This is a genomic window from Spirosoma harenae (genome assembly GCF_054776975.1).
The window spans coordinates 94633-113067 of the sequence record NZ_BAAHBD010000009.1 but is presented as its reverse complement, the minus strand read 5'-3'; the positions used below and the strand labels follow the sequence as shown (position 1 = coordinate 113067).

At 46.0% G+C, this 18435-nt stretch carries 20 protein-coding genes; 10 read left to right on the top strand and 10 right to left on the bottom strand.

The annotated features are described in order from the left end of the window. Positions 1-27: 27 nt before the first annotated feature. The 4 genes from ACYVE4_RS13435 (at position 28) to ACYVE4_RS13420 (ending at position 2890) form a co-directional block, all read left to right on the top strand. Positions 28-210 carry a hypothetical protein gene (locus tag ACYVE4_RS13435; RefSeq protein ID WP_461040546.1) on the top strand — a complete coding sequence of 61 codons (183 nt, stop codon included), beginning with the start codon at positions 28-30 and terminating at the stop codon, positions 208-210. Between the two features lie 31 nt (positions 211-241). Then, positions 242-1576: a glycosyltransferase gene (locus tag ACYVE4_RS13430; RefSeq protein WP_461040545.1), complete on the top strand. Its 1335-nt coding sequence runs from the start codon at positions 242-244 to the stop codon at positions 1574-1576. 57 nt (positions 1577-1633) lie between these two features. Continuing rightward, positions 1634-2380, top strand: coding sequence for a carboxypeptidase-like regulatory domain-containing protein (locus tag ACYVE4_RS13425; protein WP_461040544.1), 747 nt, complete (start codon positions 1634-1636; stop codon positions 2378-2380). Between the two features lie 303 nt (positions 2381-2683). Continuing rightward, on the top strand, positions 2684-2890 hold the full coding sequence (locus ACYVE4_RS13420; protein ID WP_461040543.1) for a hypothetical protein: 207 nt from the start codon (positions 2684-2686) through the stop codon (positions 2888-2890). A 796-nt stretch (positions 2891-3686) separates the two neighbouring features. On the opposite strand, the gene ACYVE4_RS13415 is transcribed toward ACYVE4_RS13420, so the two are convergent. From ACYVE4_RS13415 to ACYVE4_RS13405, 3 genes are read right to left on the bottom strand one after another with little or no spacing between them, the layout of a single operon-like run. Next, positions 3687-4079: a hypothetical protein gene (locus ACYVE4_RS13415; RefSeq protein ID WP_461040542.1), complete on the bottom strand. Its 393-nt coding sequence runs from the start codon at positions 4077-4079 to the stop codon at positions 3687-3689. Between the two features lie 12 nt (positions 4080-4091). Continuing rightward, positions 4092-4976, bottom strand: a complete 885-nt coding sequence (locus ACYVE4_RS13410; protein WP_461040541.1) for a universal stress protein — start codon at positions 4974-4976, stop codon at positions 4092-4094. 33 nt (positions 4977-5009) lie between these two features. Continuing rightward, positions 5010-5252 (bottom strand): hypothetical protein, encoded by a 243-nt coding sequence (locus tag ACYVE4_RS13405; protein ID WP_461040540.1) that lies wholly within the window; start codon positions 5250-5252, stop codon positions 5010-5012. Between the two features lie 183 nt (positions 5253-5435). Here ACYVE4_RS13405 and ACYVE4_RS13400 point away from each other — a divergent pair, with 183 nt between their 5' ends. From ACYVE4_RS13400 to ACYVE4_RS13390, 3 genes are read left to right on the top strand one after another with little or no spacing between them, the layout of a single operon-like run. Further along, positions 5436-6572 carry a L,D-transpeptidase family protein gene (locus tag ACYVE4_RS13400; protein WP_461040539.1) on the top strand — a complete coding sequence of 379 codons (1137 nt, stop codon included), beginning with the start codon at positions 5436-5438 and terminating at the stop codon, positions 6570-6572. Between the two features lie 16 nt (positions 6573-6588). Next, complete coding sequence (locus tag ACYVE4_RS13395; RefSeq protein WP_461040538.1) at positions 6589-6840, top strand: cation-transporting P-type ATPase; 252 nt, start codon at positions 6589-6591, stop codon at positions 6838-6840. After that, positions 6828-6989 (top strand): hypothetical protein, encoded by a 162-nt coding sequence (locus tag ACYVE4_RS13390; protein WP_461040536.1) that lies wholly within the window; start codon positions 6828-6830, stop codon positions 6987-6989. Before ACYVE4_RS13395 ends, ACYVE4_RS13390 begins: the two co-directional genes overlap by 13 nt. Before the next feature lie 51 nt (positions 6990-7040). On the opposite strand, the gene ACYVE4_RS13385 is transcribed toward ACYVE4_RS13390, so the two are convergent. From ACYVE4_RS13385 to ACYVE4_RS13375, 3 genes are all read right to left on the bottom strand, one after another. Continuing rightward, complete coding sequence (locus ACYVE4_RS13385; RefSeq protein WP_461040535.1) at positions 7041-7814, bottom strand: LOG family protein; 774 nt, start codon at positions 7812-7814, stop codon at positions 7041-7043. A gap of 153 nt (positions 7815-7967) precedes the next feature. After that, a complete protein-coding gene (locus tag ACYVE4_RS13380) occupies positions 7968-8468 on the bottom strand; it encodes a hypothetical protein (RefSeq protein WP_461040534.1) in 501 nt (166 codons plus the stop codon). A gap of 23 nt (positions 8469-8491) precedes the next feature. Beyond that, positions 8492-8914 (bottom strand): pyridoxamine 5'-phosphate oxidase family protein, encoded by a 423-nt coding sequence (locus tag ACYVE4_RS13375; protein ID WP_461040533.1) that lies wholly within the window; start codon positions 8912-8914, stop codon positions 8492-8494. Positions 8915-9211: 297 nt separating this feature from the next. Between ACYVE4_RS13375 and ACYVE4_RS13370 the strand changes: the two genes are divergently transcribed. Then, a complete protein-coding gene (locus ACYVE4_RS13370) occupies positions 9212-9412 on the top strand; it encodes a hypothetical protein (protein ID WP_461040532.1) in 201 nt (66 codons plus the stop codon). 134 nt (positions 9413-9546) lie between these two features. Here the strand turns inward: ACYVE4_RS13370 and ACYVE4_RS13365 are convergent, their stop codons facing one another. The 3 genes from ACYVE4_RS13365 to ACYVE4_RS13355 all read right to left on the bottom strand — a co-directional run bounded on the left by ACYVE4_RS13365 (position 9547) and on the right by ACYVE4_RS13355 (position 12566). Further along, positions 9547-10668 carry a DUF6544 family protein gene (locus ACYVE4_RS13365; RefSeq protein ID WP_461040531.1) on the bottom strand — a complete coding sequence of 374 codons (1122 nt, stop codon included), beginning with the start codon at positions 10666-10668 and terminating at the stop codon, positions 9547-9549. Positions 10669-10752: 84 nt separating this feature from the next. Next, complete coding sequence (locus ACYVE4_RS13360; RefSeq protein ID WP_461040530.1) at positions 10753-11745, bottom strand: 2-hydroxyacid dehydrogenase; 993 nt, start codon at positions 11743-11745, stop codon at positions 10753-10755. A gap of 134 nt (positions 11746-11879) precedes the next feature. Beyond that, positions 11880-12566, bottom strand: a complete 687-nt coding sequence (locus tag ACYVE4_RS13355) for a hypothetical protein (RefSeq protein WP_461040529.1) — start codon at positions 12564-12566, stop codon at positions 11880-11882. Positions 12567-12974: 408 nt separating this feature from the next. Between ACYVE4_RS13355 and ACYVE4_RS13350 the strand changes: the two genes are divergently transcribed. Beyond that, a complete protein-coding gene (locus ACYVE4_RS13350) occupies positions 12975-13730 on the top strand; it encodes an SDR family NAD(P)-dependent oxidoreductase (protein WP_461040528.1) in 756 nt (251 codons plus the stop codon). A 692-nt stretch (positions 13731-14422) separates the two neighbouring features. On the opposite strand, the gene mgtA is transcribed toward ACYVE4_RS13350, so the two are convergent. Further along, complete coding sequence (gene mgtA, locus ACYVE4_RS13345) at positions 14423-16993, bottom strand: magnesium-translocating P-type ATPase (RefSeq protein WP_461040527.1); 2571 nt, start codon at positions 16991-16993, stop codon at positions 14423-14425. Between the two features lie 239 nt (positions 16994-17232). On the opposite strand from mgtA, the gene ACYVE4_RS13340 reads away from it, so the two are divergent. Continuing rightward, positions 17233-18426, top strand: a complete 1194-nt coding sequence (locus tag ACYVE4_RS13340) for a 7TM-DISM domain-containing protein (RefSeq protein ID WP_461040525.1) — start codon at positions 17233-17235, stop codon at positions 18424-18426. Positions 18427-18435: the final 9 nt, after the last annotated feature.

Genomic DNA, 18435 nt, shown 5'->3' with positions numbered 1-18435 from the left:
CGATTCCTCGATAACCAGTCAACTCTCATGAAAAAAACAGTACGCCCTTGCGCCGAAACGATGTACGGTCTTACCATGCTGGCTGGCCTTCTGATAGGCCTAAGTATCAGCGGTTATTACCTGGCCAATTATCCATTGGCTTTTGCTGATACAATTCAGAAATGTCTCCCCTCTAAGAATTCCCTTGTGCGATGGCTTACTACGATTTAATAACTCTTTCAACCAATAAACAACAAATCCAATGAAACGCAATCGAATCCTTATTGCCACTATGCCGCTGGACGGCCACTTAAACCCGCTAACGGGACTAGCGATTCACTTACAAAACCTCGGCCATGATGTCCGCTGGTACACAGGCCCAAGCTATGTCGACAAAATCCGTAAGCTGGGCATCCCTTTCTACCCGTTCCAGAAAGCCCGTGAAGTCAATCAACTCAATCTGGACACGGAGTTTCCCGAACGTCTGCAGATGAAAGGAACGATCAAGCGCCTGCGCTTCGACCTTAATAATGTCTTTTTCCTGCGAGCCCCCGAACTTGTAAGCGACGTAAAGGCGATCTATGAAGAATTCCCGTTCGACTTACTCATTTGCGATGCCGCTTTTACAGGCGGTCCGATTATCAAAAAGCTGCTAAACGTGCCGATCGTGTCGATGGGGATTGGCCCATTGGGTGAAAGCTCGAAGGCTTTGCCACCGTCAGGGCTGGGCATGACGCCCTCAACTACATTTCTGGGCCGAGTAAAGCAAAATTTTCTGCGCTATATGGTTACCAATTTCCTGCTCAAGCCCTGTACTGATGTTTACAATCAAGTGTTGATCAATCATGGCTTAGCTCCAACGTCTGAGTTTGTTTTCGATGCCCTTACCCGTCAACCTGATCTATATCTGCAAAGCGGTACACCCGGTTTTGAATACAGCCGCCCCAATATAAGCCACAACATTCGCTTCGTTGGTCCGCTGCTACCTTACCAATCCGGTAGTCGGCATCCGTTTACCCATACGGCCAAAATTCGTCAGCACAAGCGGGTCGTTTTAGTGACCCAGGGCACGGTAGAGCGCGATCCAAAAAAGATCATCATCCCTACGCTGGAAGCTTTCAAAGACGATGCGCGAACGCTCGTCATTGTCACTACGGGAGGATCGCAAACGGAAGAATTGCGGAAGCGATATCCCCAACAAAATGTGATCATTGAAGACTTTATCGACTATAATTCGGTGATGCCCTATGCCGATGTGTACGTGACCAATGGCGGTTATGGCGGAACGATGCTGGCTCTGCAACACGGCCTCCCGATGGTGGCTGCGGGCGTACACGAAGGCAAAAATGAGATTACGGCTCGCATTGGCTACTTCAAGGTTGGCATTAACCTGAAGACCGAAGTACCCACGTCGGCTAAAATCAAAAAGGCGGTTGAGCAGGTACTGAGCGATCCCTACTATCGAATCAACGGGCAACGGCTCAGCGCTGAGTTCAAACAGTATGACACCAACAGTCTGTGTGAAAGCTACATCACTGAACTTCTGGATCAATCGTCAACCGATTTAGTCGAAAAACAGAAGGCGACAGTCATCTGATCCAAGCTTCAATCCATTTCTCTTTTCTCATTCTTCTTTTTAAAACAACAAATTGCTATGAATATCGTAAATCGTTTTCTCGTAGTAGCCAGTTTACTGAGTCTGGCTTCCTGTTCAAAAATGCCTGGTGATGGTGTATCGACCGATCCTAGTAAGGTACAGGCAGGCTATATCAAAGGGCATGTGGTCGATACGCAGGGGCGTCCGCTGGTTGGAGCTACCATCAATGCCAATAGTGCTATCTGGTACAATAAGAGTGTTGTAGGCACAACGGATGCGAATGGAAATTACAAAATTGGCCTGCCCAATGAACCCGGCATCGGCGCCTTCTACGTACGGGGTTCGGTTAAAATCACCTTCGAAGGGAAAGTATACAAGTTGCCCCTGTTTACCGAAGAGGATGCAACCTTCATGCCCGATGAAGGAGCTGTTAAAAACTTACAGCTAAAGCTCTGGGGTGAAAAAAACGGCAATTTCGGTGATGATGGGCTATACGGCGGAACAGTCCGGGTAACCAATCGGACCAGCTTCAACACGGGGGATATTGAATTCAAATTAGAACCCATTGCGCTGATTGATGGGACAAAAGGCGAAACGCTCACTTTTCACACCGATTATTATTCGGCGCAGGGCGTACCCATCGGGAAATACCGCGTCTCGGCCCGGCGAATCTCCACTAACCAGCCTTTGTCTGTCCGCGTGACGTATTCAAATCAGGAATATGCCGAATCGGTAACGACGATTTTCCAATCGAGCTACTACATCGAAGATATCTATGAGATGGAAATCGAGGTAACCGACTAAGAACCTGTCAACGTCTAAACACGCGCGAATCGATTAATGGAATACACATCCATTATCCTGTTATTCAGTCTTTTAATTCCTAGATCTGTCGAATTGTTAAAAAAGTGCATCTACGGAGCCGATCCGGCGTCAATAACAAAACCTTTGAGTATAATGCCGCTGGTCTAATTACGAAAATGACCTATTTCTTCCGCCAGGTCAACACCAATGATCCTATTATGTCATTGGCTTGAGCTGCCTCGCAGCGTGTATTACTATCAACCCCAATCTGGCAGGCCTGGGGCGCGGCACAACTAGTTGACCATGAAGCTGGATGGATCGTGGGTCGATAATCAACAGGTAGTACTGAGTATCCGCCACTTACTGGACGTTGAATTCAATGCGCTGGGCTATGAGTACATTACGTATGAGCTGAAAAAGAGTACCTCATCAATAAGAAAAACGGGGCCGCCCGAGCGAGTCTACCGGCTCATGCAGGCGCATAATTTGCTCTTAGGCAAGATGATATAACCGGCAACGGGTAAACCAGAGTTCGTTAAATTCAAGCAACCAAACTCTTGGAATACCTGTGACGGTGCGCCGTTGCGATGGGACATCAAATACGTCTGGGTTCAGGGTGAACGACGGAATTACTATCTGTTAAGCATTATTGATGTGAATATCGGACCGCCGAAGAGGCCGCAAAATCCTGGACTGGGTCATCCAAGGTAGTATTCGTCAAATGGACTTAATCAACCTACTCCGGCGTGTAAACCAGCATCATGAACTGAAAGGAGTATTCTGCACCATGATAATGGTAGCCAATTCATTGCCCATTTGGTGCGTAACCGCTTTGGCGGTCCGATTTTTGAAAAGCTCAGAGGTCAAACAGGAATTTACTCATGTAGCTACCCCTGAAGAGAACTCGTATATTGAAGCTTTCACAGCATTCTTGAATACGATGTCATTGAGCGAAATGAGTTTGCCAGCTATTACGAGGCCAAAGAAATGTTAGAACGTTATTTTTCCATTATAACCACCATCGTTTACACCGTTCGATTGGGTTTATAACTGCACCGGCAGCCCGGACCTCAGCAAAAATGGGAAGTAGCAATAGTGATTTACTACACAACAGCAGCGGCTGCCGCCTTTTCAGAAAATCTGTCCAGTTAATAGGGGGCTAAGACAAGGATTTATATCTAAATCACTTGGACCCATACTTGAAAATCCTGAACTACTAAACCTAACAGGTTTATTGAAGCCCAAAAGGGCCTCATCCCGCCTACCGTTCAGAAAACCTCCGAATAAAAAGAGCAGGGCATTAATACTAAGCGGTAAACTGTTCTACTAAGTACTGCCTGATTTCCGTTTTAAATCTTCTGAAGTCAGTATGAAAACTGTCCATCGCTTCTCGTATATACTGATGGTTTAGGCGAGTATCGGCATCGAGTACATGAGCTATTTGGACACCATGAGTAAGTTGCCCTTCTAGTTGCTTTATTTCTTCCAACAGACGGGTACACAACCGCCGGAAATGATGAAGCTGACCAACTTCGTTTTGCCAATCGATGGAATCCTCCGTAAAATCCTGTCCAATACTAAGCGTATTAAACAACTCTTCCCAGAAATTAACTTCCTGCAAAGCTAGCTCCAGTTCATTTCGCCAGATTCGGTGCAGCATATGAACTTCCATTAGCTTGCGATATTTTTCTGCCTTCATGGTCGCAATCTTTTAAAGGTACGTGGCAAAGGGCAGGTTATCCAGATTATCTAGCTCCTTAACGGGTTTATCTACTACTGCACTGTCGTAGAGTGCTAATAACGGTACACGCGGATGGTACGCTACGGCTCGGCTTATACTTCGGTGAAGCACTACATCTAAAAAGCTTTTGTGGTGCGGGATCATTACCAGCAAGTCTACTCTATGCGTATCTAAGTAATCGTTAATGCCCTGCTCTACATTTTCATCATGAATCATGTAGGTTTCAGTTTGAATAGTGTCCAAAGCCTGAAGGACGTACTGGCGGTTTAGCTCTGAAGCCTTCGTATCGGGCTCCTTGGGATTCTCAATCGTCAATACAGTAAGCCGAGCCGCTTTGCGGGAAACAACTTCTCGCAACAGCTCAAACGACTGGGCATCCTGAACCGACCCATAATCGGTGGCTAATACCAGCTGTTCTAAAGGCCGGATTGCCGCAAGATTGGGCACGACCAATACGTTTGTTTTGGCCGCTCGAATCAGTCCGGTCGCTACGCTGCCCAGGAATTCACTGTGTCCAGTTCCACTCGCTCCTACAACGATCAGATCGAAATTTTCCTGGCTGAGCAGTTCCTCAACAGCACGCTCTGGATTGCCTAGGATCATTTTGGATCGATACGAATGATAGTTTGGCACAGGTTGTTGCGTCAGCGATCGGTGAAGCGCCTTAATTGCCTTCTCGGCAGATTCCAACTGTTCTCCAAGTAAGAAGGTACCACTGTAGCCATCTTCTGGTACAAACGGAAACGCATGGAGTAGACAAAAATCTGTCGCTGCATCGGCAAACAGTGCCTGAGCGAAAGCGATAGCATGTTTTGACGGAGTAGAAAAATCGGTCAATAAGAGGATTTTGTACATGATCGAATGGATTTAAAGAACAGTGTTAGCGGCTTAAACAACAATAATTTCTTTCTCTTCCTGGTATTGAAATGTACCGTCAGACCAGCGCAGAATGGCCCGCCACACACCTTTGGTTAGCTCGGCTGTCGATACCACATTACGAGGGCGGTTGCTGGGCTGAATAGGCACCTGCAGATGTTTGCCTGTCCGGCTAGCGGTGAAGGTGACATCCCCTTTTTTGAAAGACATAGGCAAGACAAAAGCCAATAGTCGGGAAGTAGGTTCAAAAGTCATGGTCGTAAGGCGCTGGAGTAAAATGGTAGCACAAATTTGACAACCATCTCATTGTCAGTATATGAGGTTCATCAACGCTTAGGGTGATTCAATTCAGTAGACGACTTGAGTCCTGTCAAGGATCACTAAGTGGATTGAGTTGACCTTTGTCTTATCCATTCACTCTTCGAATCGCGACTAGTTATGCGTGTGTTATTGCTAAGTTTCTTATTCGCTTTGACCCTTTCTACGGGTAACGCACAGATAACTGACCATTGGAATCGGCTTCGTCGGTACGCTCATGCCATTGGTGTAGACAGCCTATGTGACCAACCCGACTCGATTTGTCTGAAACGCTATTTTACTCAGATCATTTATGGCCGCGCTCCACACCGGATGAGCTACCAGGGCGTACGTGAATCGATTGATACATTACGAATTAGTCAACTAGCCCGGCAGTTTATGGTGGGATCGGTTGGGCAAGAGCCGAGTTGGGAGCTATTGCTGGATTCGCTTGAATCACATGACTTTCGGTATCGGCAATTAACGGCCTATTGTATGCGCTGTTTAATTGATGATTACATGGCCGATTCACTAACGCTTGAACAGGTTCAGGAGACACTCAATACCTACCGCTGGCTAAACCGCTTTAGAGCAGACAAACGAATCCTGATCAATATTCCTTCGGCCACCCTGCGGGTCATCGATCAGCAAGGAAATCTGTTGCTTAGCAGCCGCGTGATCGTCGGAAAACCCACCACCCCAACTCCTCTATTCAGTGCGCACATTACAGGGATGGTACTTTATCCTTATTGGAATGTCCCTCGCTCAATTGCACTCAAGGAGTTGTTGCCCCAAATCCGGCGGAATCCAATTCCCATGCTTGATGCACTGAAATTGCAGGTAATCAATAATAAAGGGCAGGTGATTGATCCCGAGACAGTGAACTGGTCCATTCCCATTCAATCGTTTCCGTATCGATTACGTCAATCGACAGGCTGCGATAATGCACTGGGCTTACTAAAATTCAATGTGACAAATCCTTATGATATCTATTTGCACGATACAAATGCCCGTCGACTTTTTGGTCAGAAAAATCGACTGTTAAGTCACGGCTGTATTCGGGTTGAAAAGCCTACAGAACTGGCTAATTTGCTGCTGGGTCATGGTCGATTTACAAACGATTTCCTGGCAAGTTGTCCACCAAACGCCCGTCCTCGCCCCCTTCAACTAGTAAAGGCCGTACCGATTTTCGTGACGTATAACGTCCTCGACATCGATGACGCGGGAGCCATACAGGTGTACCAGGATGGGTACAGATGGTGGCGGTTCCCGCTGTAGCGCTTTCATCTATACTATGGAATCCCAATCTACTTTGTCAACTCTATCGTCATTAGGCGAATGGTCGGGGTTAGCTTCGGCCGAGGCTCGTCTACGCTTGGCTCAGTATGGCCCTAATAAGTTGGAGACAACCCCTCCAGAACGTTGGCTAACGGTGCTGATTCGCCAGTTCAAAAGTAGTACCGTCTGGCTATTAGCCGCAGCTGCTAGATCAACAATAAGGTTACCCGTAATCGATATGTCTGGGCTGCATTATTGCTCTGCGTAGGTATTCTTCTGCTGACCTATCATATACCACTGTTCAGTCATGCATTGGCTATTCAGCCGCTCGATAACCAATCACTGATTCTAGTTGTCGGGGCTGGATTATTGCCAGTCGGTATTATCTGGCTAGCCCGGCAGTTAGTTCACAAGTGAAAACTAGAAAAGAAGCATAGACAAATAAAGCCGAAATGGAGCATGCTGATTTTACACACGCTCTAATAGCCACCAGAGCGGTTTGCGTCGTCGAGTGATTTGGTAGTTTTGCTGAACGTAAGTTCGTATGTGCTGCTGCGCTTCGGAAACATCGTCCGTCAGGCAAACTAATTGCAGGTCGCGCTCACTGATTGTTCCCGCTCGAATCATGCCTTGCATATAATCCAACAGGGGCTGATAATATTCGCGACCCATAAGCACGACTGGAAATTGATGAATGACGCCAGTTTGCACCAGCGTTAGTATTTCAAAGAGTTCATCCATCGTTCCCCAGCCGCCTGGCATAACCACAAAGGCATAGGAATATTTCAGAAGTAGCACTTTGCGTACAAAGAAGAAATTAATCGTCACGCTAGTGTGCAGATACGGATTTGGCTGCTGCTCATAAGGCAGACGAATATTACACCCAACCGACCGGCCTCCAGCTTCAAAAGCACCCCGATTGGCTGCTTCCATCAGACCAGGGCCACCACCCGTCATAACGGTAAAGCCCAGTTCGTGGATCGCTTGGCCTATTTGTCGTGTAAGCGTGTAGTAGGGGTGTCCTTCCCGAAAACGAGCCGAACCGAATACCGTCACGCAAGGACCTACAAAGTGCAAGGTTCGCAGCCCTTTGAGAAACTGCCAACCGACCTGAATGATAAACCGCAATTCGGAGCGTCGGTTTTTGGGTCCATCCAGCTCCTGAGTGAGTGTATCGTCCAGCAAGGGTCGAATCGGCGGACGAGGGTTGGTAGTTGAAGTCTCTGGTATCGGCGAAGTCATAGAATAAACTAGTTTAACCGTCAAAAAAGCTCGTCACAAATTGCCACGAGCTTTTTAACCCTCAGTCTGTGAACCGCATCCTTATTCAGTGTGATCGTTTTTCGTTTCAGTAAATTACTAGCCTGACTGATTTTGTTATGCTGACAGTCTGTATTAATCAACCTTAGAAAGAATATTTTTGGACTGATTAATAACCTGGATAATCTGGCTATTGCCCCGCTTATATAATTGATAAAAGGAAAAAGCCAACAGTAGTGGAGCAGGGAAAGCCGACCCTATACCCAAGGGCGTAATAGCGACGCAAAACAGTATGCCTGCCAAACAGCCAATCCGAAATAGTTTTCCCCTCAACATCATTGATCCGGCAATCAGAAACTGCCCAACAACGATACTCAGTACCATTGGTTGAATGATCTTCTCAAAGGGGCCTAGAATGAACCAGCGATAGAGTGGACCTGCCCAGTTGGCGAAATCCTGGTAAACCCAGGGGGTATCAAGTGCGGTTTGAGTATTAAAGAAAGCAGCTACGCCGAAAAGAACTAAAAACACACCCCGTGCGAGAATCGGCCAGCGATAACTGCAAACCATCTGTCCGACTGAGAGGACATTCGTGGCGATATAGGCGATTGTCAGGATTGAATCAAGCGTTTCCATAGGGAGGGAAATGGTCAGGTGGGTTATTCCTTCGTTTCGCTACGCCCCGTTTTACTGAGAATACGAATGCGGTATACGATCCTGGAATCAGTCGAACCAATGTTGGCTGGAGCTGTTTCCCGAAAAGGAGCAATCCTGCCTGGGCCTAGTTGCTGTTCCGCATAAAGCCGTTCATCGCCCGTTAATTCTTCATAAATACCCTGAACGACCACACTCCGCCAGCAGGAAGGGGTTTGCACCTCATCAACTTCAAAACATACATTCGGATTTTGCCGTAGTAACTCGGTTTTTGTTCCAGTGCGAGTTTGGCCGTAGATAGTCTGACCATCATACAGATAGGAAACTGGCACCACTAATACTTGTCCATCAGCGGCACAGCCAATTCGGCCAAAAAACTGCGACCTCAGGATATGATCGGTCACTTCGGGTGATAGGTCACGGAGCATAGCTAACCGGTTTGATTTTCAATGAAAACTACGACCTATTCAGGGCTTGCGAACGGAGATTTGTCAACCGATGAGATGATTTTGCTCATCTGATAAGAATCAGGTAATCAGCTAGCTTGATTCATTTAGCCAGACAGGAAGAATGGGTTGATTTATCCTGTTATCTAAATAAAACTGGCTATGAAAACTATTGTCGTTCCGACTGACCTTTGATTATTTTAAATTGGAATGTGACATCTACCGGATCCTAAGAGTCTATAGGCGTAAAAACAACCCATATATTGACTTCTCCATTCTATGCAACAAACGACTACCGACTGGCTAATCGGAACGTCTGCCGAACTAAGCCAATTAGGGCACCTCAAACCCCTAAGCGATGAGCAAACAAATTGGCTGCTGGATGTCTATACGCATTACCAATTAAGTCCACAGGAAGCAGCGCAGTATTTTTTGCACGAGCGCATTTCTCCTCAAACGGTCAATCAACCTATTAGCTGAAATCAAAAGAATAATAGGGACAAAAAGTGACAAGCCTGGTGAACAGCCAGGCTTTTTTGTTGTCGAGCAAATGAAGTTTGGCCGAGATGAACTTAGGTCCTTCGTCTCAGATAGACTTATTTATAAAGAAAAGCTCAATACAGTACAGGCTTGTTGTAGTCAATGTCCGTAATTTCCCATTGAAAGTAATTGAAATCGCCAGTCGGTAATCGCCAGATCACGTCGCCTTTGACCGGAATGGTCGTACCATCGATACGCTTCCAGGCGCGGGTCGGAATGAACCATTTTTCTAGTTTACCATCGCGCCCGGCGCCCATATAGCGATTGGCTGAAAAACTAGCCATCCGGTGCTGCTCATCGAAGGTAAACTCTGCTGAAGCTGATACCCCTTGATAGGTCATTGTAGCCTGAGCGCGGGTCGCGTCAATCGATTGCCAAGTAATATACGGGCTAATTGCTGCCGATGGGAACCAGCACATTTCGCCCAGATACCGTAACAACGTACCTTGATCTGTTTTGGCATCAGACGCATTGACCAACGGAATCATCGACAGGGCCTTAATCAGCATATTACCCTTGCCACCAACATATTTATCACGCCCTGCCAGCGGTAGAAACGGCAACATCTGTACATCGGCTTTCCAGACGAACCCAGGCGTGTCGACGTTAAAATACTGTTCTGCATCGGTCGGCATCCACTTGCCATCGGGATTGGTCCGCATCAGACCATGTTGCCGCAGCCGAACGGTATGGACACGTGGCTTCCCGACTACGCCACTGGCTTGGAGCCATTGCTGCACAGGTTCGGGCAGATCGGTCAACATATTGCGTGTAATGATTGATTTATCGTTTCTCGCTTGAAAAAGCAATTCACGAACCTCGTCATCCGCCTGCTGTTCAAACCGATTATGGGCATAAGTCACTAGCAGCACGATCGCCAGTAGGATATTGGCAACAGTACCCGCCTTTGCATCTGGCCAGTAAACGATAATCAATGCTTGAGAAAGTAATGTACTCACTATCGCGACGCTTAGCCACCAGTCTCGCTGGAGCCAGTAGGCCGCGGCTGCCAACAAAAAGCTCAAACCTGCCAGAAGCCATAGAACGCCCAAAACTTTTGACGTCTCTTCTGATACAAGAAATAGCGATTTGCCACTTAGTTGACTGCCAAGGTCCAACACCCATTGATTGACAAAACCCAAGACATGAATGAGTCCGTGAATAAGGAGCAGTAAAACGAATAAATAACGAAGCATGATGAGTGCAGTTTAAATTTTCTATACCTGCATAGGCTGCCGAAGCATTTGCATACGATATCTGCGATCTAGTAGAACAAATGCTTAGCACATAGACGCTTTGGTTATATAGGCCATCTGCTGATTTTCGTAGAAACTGAATTGATTCAGCAGACTACGTGCCGTTTGTTGCAATGATTCTTCTGTGAGAAACCCTTGGTGAGCCGTCAACAGCACCTTGGGATGGCTGCGTAGTCGGTTCAATGTGTTATCCAGAATTGGTTTATTTGAATAATCATGGTGGAAATAAATATTTTCCCATTCGTAGACGTCCGCAGCATAGCCCGTCAACCGGCCTGTGTCTAATGCCTTCAGCACGGCGCCGGTTTCCACCAATCCCCCTCGAGCTGTATTGACTAATATCGCACTCGACTTCAGTAAGGATAGCGTCTGGTCGTTAATTAAGTGTTCGGTAAGTAGCGTTAGAGGACAGTGAAGCGATATAACGTCAGACTGTTGCAGAAGCTCTCCGAGCGATACATATTGAACACTCGTTTCCCACAGGGATCGGTCAGGGTGAATATCATACGCCAGCAGTTTACTGCCAAATCCCTGCATGATACGAATAAACGCCTTGCCAATACGCCCTGTGCCAATTACCCCAATAGTTTTACCGTATAGTTGCGAACCCACTAATCCATCAAGTGTAAAATTTCCGGCTTTAACCCGTTCATTCGCTTCAGGTAGATGACGGAATGTACCAAGTAAAAGAGCAACAGCCTGTTCTGCAACTGCATAGGGTGAATAGCCAGGTAAGTGAAGTAGTGTCATACCTAAGTCACTAATGGCCTGCTGATCCACATTATCCATTCCCACGCAACGCATACCTATTACGTCAATTCCTAGCTTTTTTAGTTCTTTCAAAACTGCCCGGCTTAGGTCATCATTAACGAAGGCACAAACGGCTTCGTGTCCCTCTGCCCGCTGTACTGTGGCTGACGTTAACGCTTCGGAAATGTAAGTGATGTGATGATGAGCACAATACTGGTCAAAAAAATCCTGCTCAAAAGGAAGCGTACTGAAAAAAGCGATATTCATAAGGAAGTACGTTTAATTCTTACTCTATCAAAATTGGCGCAACGTCAACTATTCCTGTATGAGAGGGATCAGGCACAGAACTGATATTTCTCCGATTGACAGCTACTTGCTTTAAATTGTCCTATTTCATCAGCTCATTTATTGCGAAAGCCGCCACCACCCACTCCCAGTGTAAAAAAGAAGCCATATGGGTTATAGCGGATAGGCGTTAACAGGCTAGCTCCATTTCGATCCCCATGCCACTCATTCGACGGTGTAGTTAGTCGGTATCCAATCCGTAGGCTAAGCATCGGTCCAGCCTGTAATTTTGGGTCGTAGCCCGATTTTAATACGAGCCAGTCGTACGTTAAACCCACGTCTACAGAAAAACTATCTAAGACATGTGTAGTCAACAAACCAGCTGATGCAGTAGAGTTAATGCTGAATGAACTAAGGCCAGGTGCTACGCTTGGATAGAGTTTTGATCGGCTTGTTTGCCAGGCTACCCATCCAACCCAGCAGTGCACATTCGATGCTGAGGATTCAATTGTCGTTTGAGATGCCACGTCCCAAACACGCTTTGTAACAAGTGCTGATACACCAGCACCCACCAGCAGCCGATTTCGACGGACGTACATCTCAGCCCCTAGATTTCTATATTGCTGATTGCCAAGTGTCTCGGCTGTGTTACTTACTTGTTGAATCGCACTCTCAAAACCCGGCCATACACTCAGCCCACCATAAAAAAATCCGGCTCCGCCCCATACGGACTGCCCTACAAGGGGGATTGGCAACAAGATCCAAAGAATCATCCCATAAAGTGTGCTTTTAGGATCGGTCATGGTAATGGGGTGTTGAAAGATAAAAACCGACAGAATGATCGGCCAAGATTATGAATTCACAATACGTATCAGTGGTAAGGGCAAAGTCATCGAGAACGCGAACACCATTGAACCGACGTTCACCCAGCGACGCAATTTACCCTCCCATATGCGCAATCATCCCGTGTTGAACTGGCTACAACGAAGTACCCATGTATGTCTAAAAGCGATTATATATACGTCTGCAAGCTAGGCAATTACATCTCCTTTGCTGCTGATTGCGCTTAGGCAATCATCTGATTATAATCAAGTTAAATCCTGTGACTGGTCATAATTAGAACGACTGAAATGGCCTTGTTTTGGGTATCGAACAGATGGTATAAGTGAACTTACCTACCTGTTGGATAACTGTATTCTCATCAAAAATTTATGGATAAGGACTTACAAGGAAAAACAGCGTTGGTTACCGGAGCCGCTTCAGGTATTGGCAAAGCAACGGCTCTATTATATAGTAAACATGGAGCAAACGTCATGCTGTCAGATCTGGCTGAGGCTCAGGGTAAAGAGGTCGTCGAGCAGATAGAAGCTGACGGTGGGAACGCACGTTTTTTCAAGGCAGATGTCAGTGATCCAGTGCAATGTCAACAGCTCGTTCAGGAAACTGTTACGGTCTTTGGTAGTCTGGATATTGCCTTCAACAATGCCGGTATCGGGGGCGAATTAAACCAAACAGGAGATTACTCAATTGAAGGCTGGCAACACATCATAAACGTTAACCTGAACAGCGTTTTTTACTGCCTGAAGTACGAACTGGAAGCGATGCTGAAACAGAATCGTCCTGGCTCCATCGTCAACATGGCTTCTATTCTGGGACAGGTCGGAACGGCGAATTCACCTGGCTACGTAGCCGCTAAACATGGCGTAGTGGGACTATCCCAGACGGCAGCCATTGAATATGCTGCCAAAGGCATTCGCATCAATTCGGTTGGCCCCGCTTACATTGATACACCGTTGCTGGGCGTATTGCCCAACGAAGTGAAACAGATGTTAGTTGGCCTGCATCCTATTGGCCGATTAGGTCGGTCAGAAGAAGTGGCTGAGTTGGTCGTCTGGTTGTCGTCGGATAAAGCTTCATTTGTCACAGGTTCTTATTACCCCATCGATGGTGGGTATCTGGCGCAATAACCGGGGACTTTCCTGATAAATCGTTGAATCATCAGCAGTTCGTCTGACATCGATCCGAATTGATTAGTTGTCTGATTTACAGCTATATATCATCAATTTATCGCATCATGACGGGGTAATGCTGGGGCATACTCATCGCTGGACTGGCTCTAGGACTAGTCGCATGGCTGATGATTGCCCCGGTGGTGTATCCCCGGCCCGCCTAGTGTTCAACCTTTAGCCGTTTGTCTGAACGACCCTTCGCCCTTGCTTCAGGCAAACGGTCAGAATTTGCTGTGGTACACGTCTATTTCAGCAGGTGGAGGTTTCTCTCTTCCCCCACACTCAACACTAGTCAAGTTGGCCAGATAAATAACTATGTTAGTCAGACAATTGATGGATGCGAAAGCCAACGTGCGAGCTTGCCAGTAAGCATCGCACCTAATATATACCATTAAATCGGGTCTATGGACCGATCCTACGGTGTGGTCCTGTAATCACGTTCCAATCCAGACCGACGAACCTATTATTTCGGCTTATCGTACAGTGTCAATTATAGGGACAACCGTTTCAATCAAGCGAATTGTCTATTAAATCGGTTCAAAGCTACTATTTTCATCGAATGGTAATCTCACGCTGGGGCAAATGGATTAGTGACCAAACTTTCAACTGGCATTCGCAGCACTAGAATTGATTGAAAAGCCAGCTCTATTTCAGGGTAGAGAAGCAAATAATTGCGTATTAGAAACGTCAGTGTTTGGTAGGGTGGGCGTTGCTTTTTGTCGTTTACTAGTAATGCGAAAAAACAGGATTTTTAATAAGTCAGCCGTAAATGTATACCCGATTAGAATACCTACTAGCGCCATAATCTGACGGGTATGGGCAATAGAGAAGCCTAACAAAGTAGCTGCGGGCGAAACGGGTAAATATATGGTGACCAATAGAGAGATGAATCCTGTTATGATCAGCCAGGTACCGGGCTTGCTTTTGAGAAAAGAACCTCGGGTGCGAACGACGAACAGAATGATGAGTTCAGTAATGGCCGATTCGAGAAACCAACCCGTTTGAAACGGGGAACCCGTTAGATGAAAAGACCAGTAGAGCACATAAAATGTAATAAAATCAAATAGGGAGCTGTGCAGCCCAAACACAATCATGAAGTTACGGATCTGATTCATATCCCATTTTTGGGGCCTTGTTAGTTGATCTGCGTCAACCTCGTCGGAGGCAATGGCCAAAAAGGGAAAATCAGTGATCAGATTGGTTAGGAGAATCTGCTTTGGAAGCATTGGCATAAACGATAGCCACAGCGAAGCACCAGCCACGCTAAACATGTTACCAAACGTAGCACCAGTTGTGATAAAAATATACTTCATCGAATTGGCAAAGGATTTACGTCCCTCTCGAATTCCATCAGCCAGTACGGACAGGTCTTTTTCCAACAGCACAAAATCGGCGGCTTCCTGCGCTACATCGACAGCATTACAGGTTGAAATACCGACATCGGCGGCATGGATAGCGGCCACATCGTTAATACCATCGCCAATGTAAGCGATAGTTTCATTCGATTTCTGCAGGGCTTTGATGATTCGTTCTTTCTGGTGCGGCTCGATTTCGGCAAATACGTCAGTTTGTAACGCTCTTACTGTAAGAGCTTCTGGCGTCAATTGATTCAGTTCGTCGCCGGTCAGGATAACAGGTGTAGAATTGGAAATGGCCTGGGCTGTGTGTAATGCCGCAAATCGATTATCGCCCGTGATGATTTTCACGGATACCTGCAATTGTTGTAGTTGGGTAAGAGAGGTCCGGGTACTTTCTCTAAGGGGGTCTTCCAGCAGAATATACCCTAAGAAAATCATGTCATTCTCGTCGATCCGGTTGATTTTATAAGTTGTTATTGGTTTATACGCCAGACCCAGCACCCGAAATCCGGATTGACAGTAGGTCGCGAACCGATCAACAATTGCTTTCCGAACGGAATCGCTAATCGGCATTGATTCACCCGGCTGAAATTCCACCCGGCTACAACCATCGAGAACATTGCTCAGTGCTCCTTTGGTGATAAAGAATGATTTACCATTTTTTTGTACAGCAATACTTAATCGTTTCCGAATAAAGTCGTACGGGATTTCATCCAGTTTCTGATAGCCATTAGTCGGCAGATTTAAGGAAGTAATAGCCTGGTCGATTGAATTGGTAAAACCCTGTTGAAAATAAGCATTTAAGTAAGCGTATAGCCCCACACGTTCATTGGTTTCACCTTGCCAATTCAGCATACGTTTAACTTTAGCATTACCTTCAGTAATGGTGCCGGTTTTGTCAGTACACAGAATGGTCACTTCCCCAAAACTGAAAATAGAAGACAGCTTCTTAACGATTACTTTTTTTGCCAACATGCGCTTGGCACCCGCCGACATCGCAAAAGTCATAATCGCCGGTAACAGCTCGGGAGCCATGCCAATAGCCAGAGCCAACGAAAACAGAATTGAATCAAAAAAGGGCTTTTTGAAATACAGGTTGGCCGCTAGAATGACCAGTGATAGGGCAACGGTTAGTTTCAATAGAAAATAGCCAAACTGCTTAATTCCTTTTTCGAAAGCCGTCTCAGGGGTTTGCGTCAGACTATGAGCCATCTGTCCGAAGAGGGTTTGATCACCCGTTTGAACGGCAATTGCCCGCCCTGTGCCACTAATTACATGAGTGCCCTGCCAGAGACAATTCGATTTTCGCAATAAAGGCATCGCATCGAACACCGTTCCAACCATCTTTTCGACGGGGAAGGATTCGCCAGTTAACGAGCTTTCGTCAACATGGAGTTCGTTGCTCTCCAGAATTCGGCAGTCAGCAGGAATGATATCGCCTGCATCGAAAAGGAGTACATCACCCGATACAACCTCCTGTGTTGGGACCTCGTATGTATTACCATCTCGCAAAACAGTGTGTTTCATGGCAATCATCGAACGCAGTTTTTCAATGGCTCGTCCCGCATTCAATTCCTGCCAAAACCCAAGAAGCCCCGTCGTCAGCAGGATTACCAGAATAATGAACATATCGGAGGTTTCGCCCAGCATGGCTGACAGGATAACCGCTACGACCAGCAGTAATACCAACGGATTGGTAAACTGTCGAATAAACAGCTTGAATTCTCGCCTAAATCGGCTTTCAGAATGCAGATGTTTCTGTTGTGCCCGGATGCGATTCGCAGCTACATTACGGCTGAGTCCAGAAGGCGAAGATTGGAGCTGACGATAGAGTTGTTCAATGGAAGATGAGGACAGGGGCATAATAAAACCAGCAATTACCGTCGACGTAACCCGCAAATCTAGGGCATTGACCGAGGAGCGCTGGTGATTTCTATCATTCGTTCAAGTGATTTTTATCATTGTCTCAGAGGATTGATAATGAACAATTTAACCGCTTGTAAAATCATTCAACGCCTACTTACGTATAATCCCGCATTATTTATAAAGCTGTCAATCTGGCTCTCCATTCTATCAAGAGCGAAATTGTCAATCCACCGTACATGAAACCCTTGCTAGTTACACTCTGCCTACTTTTATCCATTAAAACTCTCCAGGCTCAGCCCATTGTATTGAGCAACCGGAATCAGACTTATCTACTTATTAAGAACAGTACTACTTTGGAGATTGAACCAGAGAAAGTCACCATCGACTCTTTAATCAATCATCCTGATAGGTATCAGTTTGTTCCCGCCAACGCTTCAACCAAGACCACCTCCCCAAACAAAGAACGTTGGTATCGTTTTGAGGTACGCTCAACGCTCCAGACGGCTGTCTGCCTTTTTTCGGATCAACTGTTGCCCTCTCCAGCTACTCTGTACCTGGTTTATAACAAGCAGCTTGACAAAGAATATTCGCTGGGTAAGGAGGATGAAAAGTTGGAGTCAACTTATACGCTTCAGGTCCGAAAGGTATGGCCTCTGTTCTTTCAGCCGAACAAAAATTATCTTGTTTACTGGCGGTCAGTTGATCTACCGAAATCTATCGTCATTAGTCCGTTAGACCATCTGTTATCACAATCTCATATTGACGATTTATTTGGCGGCTTTTACTACGGGTTTGTACTCATTATCATTCTATACAACTTGCTCCTTTTTGCCCGCCTAAGAGATTTAGATCATCTCATGTATTCTACCTGGGTTGGCTTAAGTGCTTTTATTTATGGTATTCAATTGGGCTATTTCTACGATTGGATACCTACATTTTACTTTGGCTTCTTTTCGAAACACTTGCTGATAGTATATTTTTTAACAGCTTCAGCACATATACTTTTTGGCTTGTCGCTTTTACATGTTCGTCAGCTTTCCAAAAAAATGTACTGGTTGGGCGTTGGGCTAATAAGCTTAATGTCATTCATTGGTTTGGCCGAAATCCTGTTTGCCCTCCTGACTAAAGACCAAAGGTCATTTCTTGGATTTTTTTCATTTTTAATTGATATCATTTTCACCATCATAGCTGGCACTTTAGCCTTACAGAAGGGTTTTAAACCAGCCTGGTATTATTTACTTGGTCTACTACTGATTTTTATTGGCGTTTTGATCAATGTACTCAAATTTGCCGAGCAGTTACCACTTAATTTCCTAACTCAAAATAGCCTTCTACTAGGGTCGATAGCAGAGATCATTCTGTTTACACTAGCGCTGTCTTATAAAGTGGATTTACTCAAACAGCAACGGGAAGCGGCCATTGCCAATTAACTAACACTT

What these genes read in the sequence shown, in the direction of transcription:
- ACYVE4_RS13360 (WP_461040530.1), bottom strand. Translation starts at nt 11,745, where the DNA reads ATGAATATCGCTTTTTTCAGTACGCTTCCTTTTGAGCAGGATTTTTTT.
- ACYVE4_RS13435 (WP_461040546.1), top strand. Translation starts at nt 28, where the DNA reads ATGAAAAAAACAGTACGCCCTTGCGCCGAAACGATGTACGGTCTTACC.
- ACYVE4_RS13340 (WP_461040525.1), top strand. Translation starts at nt 17,233, where the DNA reads ATGAAACCCTTGCTAGTTACACTCTGCCTACTTTTATCCATTAAAACT.
- ACYVE4_RS13395 (WP_461040538.1), top strand. Translation starts at nt 6,589, where the DNA reads ATGGAATCCCAATCTACTTTGTCAACTCTATCGTCATTAGGCGAATGG.
- mgtA (WP_461040527.1), bottom strand. Translation starts at nt 16,993, where the DNA reads ATGCCCCTGTCCTCATCTTCCATTGAACAACTCTATCGTCAGCTCCAA.
- ACYVE4_RS13405 (WP_461040540.1), bottom strand. Translation starts at nt 5,252, where the DNA reads ATGACTTTTGAACCTACTTCCCGACTATTGGCTTTTGTCTTGCCTATG.
- ACYVE4_RS13425 (WP_461040544.1), top strand. Translation starts at nt 1,634, where the DNA reads ATGAATATCGTAAATCGTTTTCTCGTAGTAGCCAGTTTACTGAGTCTG.
- ACYVE4_RS13415 (WP_461040542.1), bottom strand. Translation starts at nt 4,079, where the DNA reads ATGAAGGCAGAAAAATATCGCAAGCTAATGGAAGTTCATATGCTGCAC.
- ACYVE4_RS13380 (WP_461040534.1), bottom strand. Translation starts at nt 8,468, where the DNA reads ATGGAAACGCTTGATTCAATCCTGACAATCGCCTATATCGCCACGAAT.
- ACYVE4_RS13410 (WP_461040541.1), bottom strand. Translation starts at nt 4,976, where the DNA reads ATGTACAAAATCCTCTTATTGACCGATTTTTCTACTCCGTCAAAACAT.
- ACYVE4_RS13375 (WP_461040533.1), bottom strand. Translation starts at nt 8,914, where the DNA reads ATGCTCCGTGACCTATCACCCGAAGTGACCGATCATATCCTGAGGTCG.
- ACYVE4_RS13355 (WP_461040529.1), bottom strand. Translation starts at nt 12,566, where the DNA reads ATGACCGATCCTAAAAGCACACTTTATGGGATGATTCTTTGGATCTTG.
- ACYVE4_RS13430 (WP_461040545.1), top strand. Translation starts at nt 242, where the DNA reads ATGAAACGCAATCGAATCCTTATTGCCACTATGCCGCTGGACGGCCAC.
- ACYVE4_RS13400 (WP_461040539.1), top strand. Translation starts at nt 5,436, where the DNA reads ATGCGTGTGTTATTGCTAAGTTTCTTATTCGCTTTGACCCTTTCTACG.
- ACYVE4_RS13350 (WP_461040528.1), top strand. Translation starts at nt 12,975, where the DNA reads ATGGATAAGGACTTACAAGGAAAAACAGCGTTGGTTACCGGAGCCGCT.
- ACYVE4_RS13365 (WP_461040531.1), bottom strand. Translation starts at nt 10,668, where the DNA reads ATGCTTCGTTATTTATTCGTTTTACTGCTCCTTATTCACGGACTCATT.
- ACYVE4_RS13420 (WP_461040543.1), top strand. Translation starts at nt 2,684, where the DNA reads ATGAAGCTGGATGGATCGTGGGTCGATAATCAACAGGTAGTACTGAGT.
- ACYVE4_RS13385 (WP_461040535.1), bottom strand. Translation starts at nt 7,814, where the DNA reads ATGACTTCGCCGATACCAGAGACTTCAACTACCAACCCTCGTCCGCCG.
- ACYVE4_RS13370 (WP_461040532.1), top strand. Translation starts at nt 9,212, where the DNA reads ATGCAACAAACGACTACCGACTGGCTAATCGGAACGTCTGCCGAACTA.